This is a genomic window from Nocardiopsis lucentensis DSM 44048 (genome assembly GCF_000341125.1).
GTDB classification, from domain to species: Bacteria; Actinomycetota; Actinomycetes; order Streptosporangiales; family Streptosporangiaceae; genus Nocardiopsis; species Nocardiopsis lucentensis.
In genome coordinates this window covers 1-8,271 of record NZ_ANBC01000603.1, presented here as the reverse complement: position 1 = coordinate 8,271, position 8,271 = coordinate 1, and the positions used below count along the sequence as shown (strand labels likewise).

Annotated in this window: 8 protein-coding genes and 1 pseudogene; 5 read left to right on the top strand and 4 right to left on the bottom strand. The window is 73.8% G+C overall.

The features are described from left to right. Positions 1 to 865: pseudogene (locus D471_RS40345) on the top strand (hypothetical protein); the annotation flags it as partial. 119 nt (positions 866 to 984) lie between these two features. Here D471_RS40345 and D471_RS0121530 read toward each other — a convergent pair. Both D471_RS0121530 and D471_RS0121525 read right to left on the bottom strand, forming a co-directional pair. Further along, the gene (locus tag D471_RS0121530; protein ID WP_026127948.1) at positions 985 to 2,451 is read right to left on the bottom strand and encodes an outer membrane protein assembly factor BamB family protein; all 1,467 of its coding nucleotides are present in this window, start codon (positions 2,449 to 2,451) and stop codon (positions 985 to 987) included. A 116-nt stretch (positions 2,452 to 2,567) separates the two neighbouring features. Further along, on the bottom strand, positions 2,568 to 3,188 hold the full coding sequence (locus tag D471_RS0121525; RefSeq protein ID WP_017600541.1) for a YigZ family protein: 621 nt from the start codon (positions 3,186 to 3,188) through the stop codon (positions 2,568 to 2,570). Positions 3,189 to 3,279: 91 nt separating this feature from the next. Here D471_RS0121525 and D471_RS0121520 point away from each other — a divergent pair, with 91 nt between their 5' ends. The 4 genes from D471_RS0121520 to D471_RS0121505 all read left to right on the top strand — a co-directional run bounded on the left by D471_RS0121520 (position 3,280) and on the right by D471_RS0121505 (position 6,633). Next, positions 3,280 to 3,927, top strand: coding sequence for a helix-turn-helix transcriptional regulator (locus D471_RS0121520; protein WP_017600540.1), 648 nt, complete (start codon positions 3,280 to 3,282; stop codon positions 3,925 to 3,927). 33 nt (positions 3,928 to 3,960) lie between these two features. Beyond that, a complete protein-coding gene (locus D471_RS0121515; protein WP_241479673.1) occupies positions 3,961 to 4,446 on the top strand; it encodes a DUF3291 domain-containing protein in 486 nt (161 codons plus the stop codon). A gap of 64 nt (positions 4,447 to 4,510) precedes the next feature. Next, positions 4,511 to 5,140 carry a superoxide dismutase family protein gene (locus D471_RS0121510; protein WP_017600538.1) on the top strand — a complete coding sequence of 210 codons (630 nt, stop codon included), beginning with the start codon at positions 4,511 to 4,513 and terminating at the stop codon, positions 5,138 to 5,140. A gap of 98 nt (positions 5,141 to 5,238) precedes the next feature. Next, positions 5,239 to 6,633, top strand: coding sequence for an MFS transporter (locus tag D471_RS0121505; protein WP_026127947.1), 1,395 nt, complete (start codon positions 5,239 to 5,241; stop codon positions 6,631 to 6,633). A 103-nt stretch (positions 6,634 to 6,736) separates the two neighbouring features. Here the strand turns inward: D471_RS0121505 and D471_RS0121500 are convergent, their stop codons facing one another. Together D471_RS0121500 and D471_RS0121495 are read right to left on the bottom strand one after the other, a co-directional pair. After that, positions 6,737 to 7,444: a YidC/Oxa1 family membrane protein insertase gene (locus D471_RS0121500; protein WP_017600535.1), complete on the bottom strand. Its 708-nt coding sequence runs from the start codon at positions 7,442 to 7,444 to the stop codon at positions 6,737 to 6,739. Positions 7,445 to 7,591: 147 nt separating this feature from the next. Continuing rightward, positions 7,592 to 7,879, bottom strand: a complete 288-nt coding sequence (locus D471_RS0121495) for a DUF6412 domain-containing protein (RefSeq protein WP_017600534.1) — start codon at positions 7,877 to 7,879, stop codon at positions 7,592 to 7,594. Positions 7,880 to 8,271 lie beyond the last annotated feature (392 nt).

The following is an 8,271-nucleotide window of genomic DNA, read 5'->3' as shown; positions in this document are numbered from 1 at the left end:
GCAGCCGGTCCTCGCCGCCGTCGCCTGGCCGTTCCGCAAGCTCGCCGCGCTGCCGTGGCGCACGCCGAAGAAGCCCCGCGCCGCCCGTGCGGCCTCCGCCGCCAAGGAGCGCCGCGCCGCGACCGAGATGATCGCCGCGGACCCCGACGCCGCCGGCCGCGCGGGAGCGGCCCACGCCGACCTGCTCGCCGCCGCGACGGACGGCCCCGTCCGCCCCGTCGCCCTGCTGACCTCGTCCACGGAGACCACCGCCGTCGTACCCGCCGGGTCGACACCGCCGTCGATGTCCTGGCGGGTCGTGGACGCCACCACCTGGCGCCAGGGCGGCGGTCGCGGTCCGGCCACCCCCGTCCACTTCGGCACGGCCACGCTGACCTCCGTGGAGACGGCGGTCCAGGGCGTGCTGGTGTGCCTGGGCAGGCAGCAGGGCACGGACATGCTCGTCCACGTGGACTTCCCCCGCCTGCGCGGCCTGCTGGCGGTCGGCGGCGACGAACGGCTGGCGGCGGACACGGTGCGCGTGGTCGCCGACCAGCTGCACGCCGCGGGACTGACCGTCCGTGTGCTCAAGCCCGGCCGCCCGCTGCACGCGCTGGTCCCGAACACCATCCCGACCGTGGTCGCGCCCGACCCCGTCCAGGGGGTGGAGCCCGGCCCCGAACGGCCGGAGGTGGTGTTCGTGCCGCGCGCCCTCGGTCCCGCCGACGAGCACGTCCTGACCAACCTGCCGCCGCACATGATCGTGGTCGCCGCCGGTACTTCGCGTACCGCACGCTGGCAGTGGGAGGCGCACGAGGACGGCACGGTGGACACCGGAGCGCTCGGGCTCAGAGTCGTCGTCCGGATGCCCGAGCGGCGGTCCTGACCGCTCGGCGGGATGCGTAGCGTGCGCCACGAGCACGCGCTTGAGGACCTCGACGTCACGGGCGCGCGTGACCGCGTACCGGCCGTGCCGGGTGAGGACCGGTTCCGCGGAGCGGGGTGTCAGCTGGGGTCGTCCGTCGGCGAGGGGTCCTCCGTCGGCTCCGACGAGGGCTCCTCGTCCGGCGGCGGACCGTAGACGAAGCGCTGCCGGTCCCACACGAGGATGGCGTGACCGCTCTCGTTCACCGCCTCGACGTAGGCGGGCGGGTCCTCGGCGACCACGTCCATCGTGTCCGCCTCCAGGACCAGCTGTTCGCCTCCGCCGTCGCTGCTCCTGGAGTCGGCGTAGACGAGTCCGTCGTGCGTGAACGCGGGGGCGATGGACACGTCGTCCTCCTCCAGGCCCCACAGGACCTCACCCTGCGCGAGGTCGACGGCGACCAGGGTCGCCTCACCGCTCGCCTGGGGGAGCAACAGGGTGCCCGTGGCGTCGTCGTAGAGGCTGCCCGCCCCCTCCGCCGGGTCGAAGGGCTCACCGACCGGGTTGGGGCCGGGCTCCTCCAGGGCCCACAGGAGAGCGCCGTCCTCGCGGTCGTAGGCGGCGAGCGTGGACGGCTCCTCACGCCCCGCCCAGCGCACGATCAGGACGTCTCCGCCCGACTCACCGCCCTCGGCGCCCTCGTCCGACTCCCCGGGCAGCGTGTAACGGCCGAGCACGCTCGGAACCGGGGCCGGGGCGGAGGCGGACCGCCCCAGGTCCTCGTCGACCCCGCTGATCGACCACAGCTCCTCGCCGGGCGAGTCCTCGTCCAGCGAGGCGGCGCGCAGGACGGGACCGCCGGGGGCCACCAGCACCCCGCCGTCCCACGCGGTCACGGGGACGCCCGCCACGGGCACGTCCTCGTCCGCGCGGTCACCGCCGTCCGCGGCGTCCCCGTCCGGTTCCCCGGTGGCCTCCTCGTCGGGCTCCGCGGAGGGCTCCACGTCCTCCGGCGCCGGCGCGTCGAACGCGTACTCCCACAGCGTCGCGCCGTCGACGTCCAGGACCGCGTACTCGCCCCCGGGGTCGTCGAAACTCCACTCGTCCGGGTAGCGCACGGCGACGCCGTCGAGGTAGGCGTCACCCTCCTCCGCGGGCTCCCACACCCGTTCCCCACGCGCGTCGAGGACGTAGGGGCCGTCGTCGTCGGTCATCCGCATGACGGGGGCGCCCGCCCGGTCGGTGTCGAAGCCGCGGAACCTCGCCTCGCCCTCCCAGAGGGTGTCCCCGGTGGCCGCGTCGTGCAGCAGGTGCCGGTCCGCGCCGCCCGAGCTGATGAGGAAGGCCGTCCCGACGGGGCTGATCCGCACTCCGAGGGGGTCGTTGAGGATGTCGGGGACGTCGGCCTCCTCCCCGTGGAGGAAGCGCAGGACCTCACCGTCGACCCCCGGCGGGGCGGCGCCGTCGAACGCGGTCGGCAGCGGCGTGGGCTCGCCCGTGGGCTCGGGGGCGGGCGGCTCCTCGGGGTCGGCGTCGGTGGTGCAGCCCGCGACCAGCAGCACCACGAGACCACAGGACAGCACCTGAGGCGCGCGTGAGCTGCGCATGAACGTGACTCCCCACGAACGATGACGTATACGGCAAATCCTAAGCGGCGCCCGATCGCACCGGCACGGTCGGGCGGCGACTCGTTACGGAGGTGTAAACGTCGTTTGCCGCCGGATCAGGGGTCCACCTCGACGATCGTGGCACCTTGGACCTCGTATTCCGCCCGTCCACCCGTCAGTTCGGCGAGACGGACACCGAAGTCGGGCAGATCGGCCTCGGGCAGGGCCACCTCGATCCGCACCCGGTCCTCGTAGGCGACGTCGCGCACCACCAGCGACGAGTCGCGCAGGTCGCTCTCCAGGCGTCCGCCGAGCACGTAGTCGGCGAACACGTCCACGACCAGCAGTCTCCGCCGCTCCAGGACCCCGAACTCGTCCACGGCGGCGGACACGGCGTTGCCGTAGGCGCGGATGAGACCGCCCGCGCCGAGCTTCACCCCGCCGAAGTAGCGGGTGACCACGGCGACCGTGTCGGTGAGGTGCCGGTGCCGCAGGACCTCCAGCATGGGCACCCCGGCGGTCCCCCCGGGCTCCCCGTCGTCGCTGGACCGCTGGACTCCGCCGTCCTCGCCGAGGACGTAGGCGGTGCAGTTGTGGTTGGCGTTCCAGTGCTCCCTGCGCCGCTCGGCGATGAAGGCGCGGGCCGCGTCCTCGCTGTCCACCCTGGCCAGCGCGCAGATGAACCGGGACTTGCGGATCTCGGTCTCGTGCTCGCCGCCGCGTCTGATCGTTCGCATGTCGCCTGTTCGGCAGGGGTCGTGGGTCGCCTCCAGTCTGCCACCACCGGCGACCACGCCGCCGGTCGGGCGCGGGTCGCACAATGGACGCATGGACCACGCCTCGCTCGACGCCGCCCACGCCCTCGCCGACCCCGTCCGCCGTCGGCTGTACGAGTACGTCGCCGCCTCCGACGGCGACGTCAGCCGGGGCCGGGCCGCCGAGGCCCTGGGGCTCCAGCGCACGCTGGCCGCCCACCACCTGGACCGGCTGGTCGACGCGGGGCTGCTGGAGGTGACCCGCCGCAAGGTGAGCGGGCGCGAGGGCCCCGGGTCGGGTCGCCCGGCCAACCTCCCCCGCCGCTCGGGGCGGGAGCTGTCCCTGCATCTGCCGCCCCGTGACTACGAACTCGCCGCGCGCGTGCTGGCGGAGGCGGTGGACCGGCACGGCGCGGAGGACGCCCTGCACGCGGCGGCCAGAGCGGAGGGGAAGCGGGTCGGCGCGGAGGGCGGGGACACCCCGCTCCCCGAGTTCCTGCGTGAGCGCGGCTACGAGCCGGAGGACGCCGAGGACGGCCTCCGGCTGCGCAACTGCCCGTTCCACTCGCTCGCCCGGGAGTTCCCGCCCCTGGCCTGCGGGCTGAACCTGGAGCTGCTGCGCGGGGCGCTGGAGGCTCGGGGGGAGGACGGCGGGCGCGCTCGGATGTCCCCGGTTCCGGGCCGGTGCTGCGTGGTCGTTTCCAAAAACAATGAAGATTGACATAGAAGCCGGGGCCGTGGTGTGCTGTGCCCCATGGACAAATCCACCCCCGCCCCCGCCTACCAGCTCGCCCAACTGAACATCGCCGTCATGCGCGCCCCGCTCGACGACCCGTCGATGAGGGACTTCGCCGACGGCCTCGACCGGATCAACGGCATCGCCGAGTCCTCCCCCGGATACGTCTGGCGACTGCTGGACGACGGCGGCAAGGACGCCACCGGCCTGCGCGACTTCGGCGACGACGTCCTCATGAACCTCAGCGTGTGGAAGGACGTCGACGCGCTGTGGGACTTCACCTACCGCAGCGACCACCTGGACTTCCTCCGCAGGCGGCGCGAGTGGTTCGAGCGCATGCGCGAGGCCTTCGTGGTGCTGTGGTGGATCCCGACCGGTACGCTCCCCACAGTCGGCGAGGCCAAGCGACGGCTCGACCTGCTGCGGACGAACGGCCCCTCCCCCGAGGCCTTCGACCTCAGGACCCCGTTCCCGGCCCCGACGCACCACGACCAGCACGCCTAGTTATACAAGGGACACCTTGGGTAACGTTGCGGTCGACCACAGCGATCACACCGGGAGTCCCGTCATGCGCACGACACCGCTCACCGTCGGTCTGGTACTGACCGCGCTCATCGCCACCGGATGCGCCGACGGCGGCTCCGGCACCGAGGGGAACGGTGGCGGCGACACCACCGCCACCGACGCGCCGACCCTCCAGCCCACGGCCTCCCCCAGTGTCACCGCGTCGATCTTCATGCCGCCCGGCGAGAGCGAGGCCGCCATCACCTACGACGAGACCGCCGTTCCCCAGGGCGCGACCTCCGACATCCAGGTCCGCGTCCAGGACGGCGAGACGTACGTGCAGTTCACCGGCACCGGTCTGGAGCCCAACCGGGACTTCGGCGCCCACGTGCACACCCAGCCCTGCGGCGACGACCCCGCGGCGGCGGGCCCGCACTACCAGAACGAGGTGGACCCGGCCGCGGGCGAGGGCGAACCGTCGACCGACCCCGCCTACGCCAACCCCGAGAACGAGGTGTGGCTCGACTTCACCAGCGACGACACCGGCAACGGGTTCGCGTCCGCCACCGTCCCATGGGAGTTCCGCGAGGGTGAGGCCAACTCGGTCGTGCTCCACGAGCACCACACGAGCACGGAGGCGGGCGAGGCGGGCAGCGCCGGTGACCGCCTCGCCTGCGTGACCGTGGAGTTCTAGCCCGGCCGACGTGCCGTCCCGGCACGTTCGCTGGCCGCGGAGCCCGGTCCGACCCGACCATGGCCGGACCGACGTTCCCGGACCCCGCGAGGTACAGCGTGACCGCGACCACCCGCCCAGCCCCACCCGACCTGAGCGCACGACGACGGTGGACGGTCCTGTCCGTCTGCTGTCTGAGCATGTTCCTGGTGGGGCTGGACACCACCATCGTCAACGTGGGCCTGCCCGCGATCGGACACGGCCTGGACGTCGGGACCCGCGGCCTCGAATGGGCCGTGGACTCCTACACACTCGTCCTGGCCGGCCTCCTGATCTCCTCCGGAGCCCTGGCGGACCGCTTCGGGCGCCGACGGGTGTTCCAGATCGGGTTGGCCGTCTTCGGCGCGTCCTCGCTCGCCTGCGCGCTCGCCCCGTCGCTGGGCGCCCTCGTGGCGGCCCGCGCCGTGCAGGGGGTCGGCGCCTCGATGCTCAGCCCGGTGGCCCTGGCGATCGTGGTGAACGCGATGCCCGACCCGAGGGAGCGGGCGCGGGCGATCGGTGTCTGGGCGTCGGTCTTCGGGCTGAGCATGGCCGCCGGACCCGTCATGGGCGGCGCGCTCGTGGAGGCGCTCGGCTGGCGTTCGCTGTTCTGGATCAACGCTCCCGTCGTGGTCGCCGCCCTCGTGCTCAGCGCGGTGTTCGTTCCGGAGTCCCAGGCCCGGCGGCCCCGGCGCCTCGACGTCCCGGGCCAGGTCCTGCTGACCGCGGTCATCGCGCTCTCGGTCGGGGTCCTCATCGAGGGGCCGCACGTCGGCTGGACGTCGCCCCCGATGCTGGCGGCGTACGCCTGCGCCGCGGCGGTGACGGTCGGCTTCGTGCGGGTCGAGTCCCGACGACGCGAACCGCTCATCGACCCGCGCCTGCTCGGTCGTCCGGTGTTCGGCGGCGCGGTCCTCGGCGCCGTCGCCGTCTTCGTCGCCCTGAACGCGACCCTGCTGCTCAACACCCTCCACCTACAGCAGGCCCGGGGGTGGACGGCGCTGGACGCCGGGTTGACGGTCCTGCCCCTGGCCGCCGGGGCGACCGTCTGCGCACCCCTGTCCGGATACCTGGTCAGCCGGTTCGGGCCGCGCCCTCCGCTGTTCCTGGCCGGGGGCTTCATCGCGGCGGGCGGACTCTGCCTCGTCGGTCTCGACGGGGACACGGGGGTCCCGCTGCTGCTGACCGCCCACGCGCTCATCGGCGTCGGGTTCGGCTTCGCCAACGCCCCGATCACCACCACCGCGGTCGGCGGGCTCCCCACCGACCGCGCGGGCGTGGCCGGAGCGATCACGTCCACCGCGCGCCAGTTCGGCTCCGCGCTCGGCATCGCCCTCGCGGGTGGCCTGGTCGCCGGGGCCAGCCCGGCGGAACTCGCGCACGCGTCCCGTCCGGGCTGGATCCTGGTGACCGCCTGCGGCCTGTTCCTGTTCCTGGTCGCCCGCACGGCCCGGTCGGGGACCTCCGCGAGATGAGGGACCCCCAGGGCCTGTTTCTTGGCACGGTCACCCGAGGGGGTCACCGTTCGGGCGCCCGAACGCGGTCCGAAGCGAAGCGGCAGGACCCCGAGAACACCGCCTAGGGCAGCAGTCGGCGCAGCAGCAGCCGTTCGCCAAGCGTCCAGGCGGTCGTGGTCACCAGGTACAGCCCGGCCGCCAGCGGCACGAACGCCGCGATCACCACGGGCAGGAATCCGATCCACGACAGCGCCGCCGCCACGGGCGGCCGCCCCGACGGGGTGGCCGCCATGGACGGCAGCACGAGGTAGCGGCGGCTGGCCCACGCCAGCGCGGCGAGCAGCACGAGTAGCACCGCGAACACCGGGGCGACCAGGAACCCGTCCGCGCTCGCGCCCAGGGTCGAGCCCAACTCGACGCCGGCGAACGTGTGCTCCAGCAACGGCTCGTCCGCGACCGCGGCGCCCGTGAAGAGGCCGTACACGGCGATGAGCACCGGCGCCTGAGCCAGCCCGGGAAGGCAGCCCGCCAGCGGCGAGGTCCCCGCCTCGGCGAACACCTTCCGCTGCTCCTCGACCAGCCGCGTCGGATCGTTCTTGTGTCGGGCGGTGAGTTCGGCCAAGCGGGGCGCGATCCGGGCCCGGGCCTTCTCCGCCCGTACCTGGGCGACGCCCAGGGGGACGAGCAGCAGTCGGACGAGCATGGTGAGGACGACGACGGCGGCTCCGGCGGCGAACCCTCCGGCGAGCGGGGTGAGGAACGAGGTCAGGGCGGCGAGTACCGCCGAGAGCAGAGAGACGGCGGCCGCGATCGGCCCGAATCCGTACAAGGGTGAGGCCCTTCGTCTGTGTGGGGTGGGTCAGACGTCTGGCCGCTCGCGGAAGGCGCGTGAGCAGGGGCCCGTGCGCGAAAGGCGCGCGGGCGCACCGGAGGAGCGCGCGTGGGGCGCGCGAAGCCGGTCAGCGCACGGGTTCGGTCAGCGAGCGGCCGGAAGGGCCGCGCCCGGGGCTCTGGGGCGGGGCCTGCCCGCCGCGTCCGGGTCACACAGGGTGAGCACGGGCAGACGTTCCGACCTGCGGCGCATCGCACGCGCCACGGTGCTCGCGGCGTCCGCCGCGGGCCAGGGGCCGATGCCGCACAGGACGTGGAGGGCCAGGGCCGCACCGAGGGCGGCCAGCAGCACCAGGGATCCGGGCTCGGGCACGAGTTCGGTCGGGAACGGGCCCAGGAGGAGGAATTCGAGCAGGGCGAGCAGCAGTGTCACCCCGGCCACCTCCTCCGCTCACTCAGTGCCCGTTCCGGTTCCGCGCTCCGCGGCGGGGCGGGCGCCCCCGATGGACGCCTGCGGTGCGGAACCCGCTCCGTCCGAGCGCCCCGATCCTACCCTCCGACGCCCGGGGCTCCGGAGCCGTTCCACCTGTCGCACGAATCACCCGACACTCCGCCGGGGTTCCCGCCCTTTCGCCTGAACCTGTAGCTAAATGACACAGAGTAACCGTCTCCGTGCCCACCGGCCGCTCACGCGTGCGAACGGGCACGGCCGAAGAGGGGAACCCCGTGCCGATCCGCCCAGCCAACCTCGCCACCATGTCCGCCACCATCGCCGGAGCGGTCTCCGGGATGTCGAACGGGGAGGACGACGCCGCCACGGTGCGG

Coding starts and splice junctions, on each gene's coding strand:
- D471_RS0121525 (WP_017600541.1), bottom strand. CDS start 3,188: ATGCGAACGATCAGACGCGGCGGCGAGCACGAGACCGAGATCCGCAAG.
- D471_RS0121530 (WP_026127948.1), bottom strand. CDS start 2,451: ATGCGCAGCTCACGCGCGCCTCAGGTGCTGTCCTGTGGTCTCGTGGTG.
- D471_RS0121510 (WP_017600538.1), top strand. CDS start 4,511: ATGCGCACGACACCGCTCACCGTCGGTCTGGTACTGACCGCGCTCATC.
- D471_RS0121520 (WP_017600540.1), top strand. CDS start 3,280: ATGGACCACGCCTCGCTCGACGCCGCCCACGCCCTCGCCGACCCCGTC.
- D471_RS0121515 (WP_241479673.1), top strand. CDS start 3,961: ATGGACAAATCCACCCCCGCCCCCGCCTACCAGCTCGCCCAACTGAAC.